This is a genomic window from Phocaeicola coprophilus DSM 18228 = JCM 13818, assembly GCF_000157915.1.
Taxonomy (GTDB): Bacteria; Bacteroidota; Bacteroidia; order Bacteroidales; family Bacteroidaceae; genus Phocaeicola; species Phocaeicola coprophilus.
Window position 1 is genome coordinate 172,330 of record NZ_EQ973646.1, and the last position, 1,564, is coordinate 173,893.

Consider the following 1,564-nt stretch of genomic DNA (forward strand, 5'->3'; position numbering starts at 1 on the left):
ATATAGTCTTCTTTGTTTTCAGATTTTTCTTTTTTTCGTAATTTTGCACAAGCATACAAAATTAACAAACATAACAGAAAGGAAAGATGGGAGGCTTTTTCGGAACAGTCGCAAAGGCTGAATGTGTGACCGATTTATTTTACGGTACAGATTATAATTCGCATTTAGGAACGAAACGCGCCGGTATGGCTACTTATGCAGAAGGTGAAGGTTTCATGCGTTCCATTCATAGTTTGGAAAGTTCATACTTTCGGACCAAATTTGAGGATGAACTTCCTAAGTTTAAAGGGAAGGCTGGTATAGGTGTAATCAGCGATACAGATCCTCAGCCGATTATGATAAATTCTCATTTAGGACGTTTTGCCATTGTTACAGTTGCGAAGATTAACAATTCAGATGAGCTCGTAAAGGAGTTGCTTGACTCCAATATGCATTTTTCAGAAATGAGCATGAGCCGGGCTAATCAGACGGAATTGATAGCACTGCTTATTATTCAGGGAAAGAATTTTGTGGAAGGTATAGAGAACGTCTTCAATAAGATTAAAGGTTCTTGCTCCATGCTGATACTGACAGAGGACGGTATCATTGTTGCTCGTGATAAATGGGGACGTACTCCTATCGTAATCGGAAAAAAGGAAGGAGCTTATGCGGCTACCAGTGAATCAAGCAGTTTCCCTAATTTGGATTATGAGATCGAGCGTTTTGTAGGTCCTGGCGAAATTATTCGGATGCGGGCCGATGGCTTGGAGCAGTTGCGTAAACCGAATGAGAAGATGCAGGTATGTTCTTTCCTGTGGGTATATTACGGATTTCCGGTGTCCTGTTATGAAGGAAAGAATGTAGAAGACGTACGCTTTATGAGCGGATATAAGATGGGACAGAATGATGATTCAGAAGTGGACTGTGCTTGTGGTATTCCGGATTCAGGAGTAGGAATGGCTTTGGGATATGCAGAAGGAAAGGGTGTTCCTTATCATCGTGCCATTGCAAAATATACACCGACCTGGCCTCGTAGCTTTACACCGAGTAATCAGGCCATGCGTTCTTTGGTTGCAAAGATGAAACTTATTCCTAACCGTGCCATGTTGCAGGGTAAGCGTATCTTGTTCTGTGATGATTCTATTGTACGTGGTACTCAGTTGCGCGATAATGTAAATGTACTTTATGATTATGGAGCAAAAGAAGTTCATATGCGTATTGCTTGTCCTCCTCTGATTTATGGATGTCCTTTTATCGGCTTTACTTCTTCCAAGAGTGATATGGAGCTGATAACTCGTCGGATCATTAAAGAGATAGAGGGAGATGAGAATGCTAAGCTGGATAAATATGCTACTACAGATTCTCCCGAATATAAGGAGCTTGTAGAACGTATCCGTGCCCGTTTCGGATTAACTTCCTTGAAGTTTAATACGCTTGAAATTTTGATTGAAGCAATTGGTTTGCCAAAATGTAAGGTTTGTACACATTGTTTTGACGGATCAAGCTGCTTTTAATTGTGAAGTAATATGAACCCAAATAAAAAGGTCGTCTTAGCTATGCTGAGACGACCCTTTTTGTTATATAG

General features: G+C 40.5%; 1 protein-coding gene. It reads left to right on the forward strand.

From position 1 onward, the window contains the following. The first annotated feature begins 86 nt into the window (after window positions 1-86). The gene (locus tag BACCOPRO_RS12720; protein WP_008144290.1) at window positions 87-1,493 is read left to right on the forward strand and encodes an amidophosphoribosyltransferase; all 1,407 of its coding nucleotides are present in this window, start codon (window positions 87-89) and stop codon (window positions 1,491-1,493) included. The last annotated feature ends 71 nt before the right edge of the window (window positions 1,494-1,564 follow it).

What these genes read in the sequence shown, in the direction of transcription:
- BACCOPRO_RS12720 (WP_008144290.1), top strand. Translation starts at nt 87, where the DNA reads ATGGGAGGCTTTTTCGGAACAGTCGCAAAGGCTGAATGTGTGACCGAT.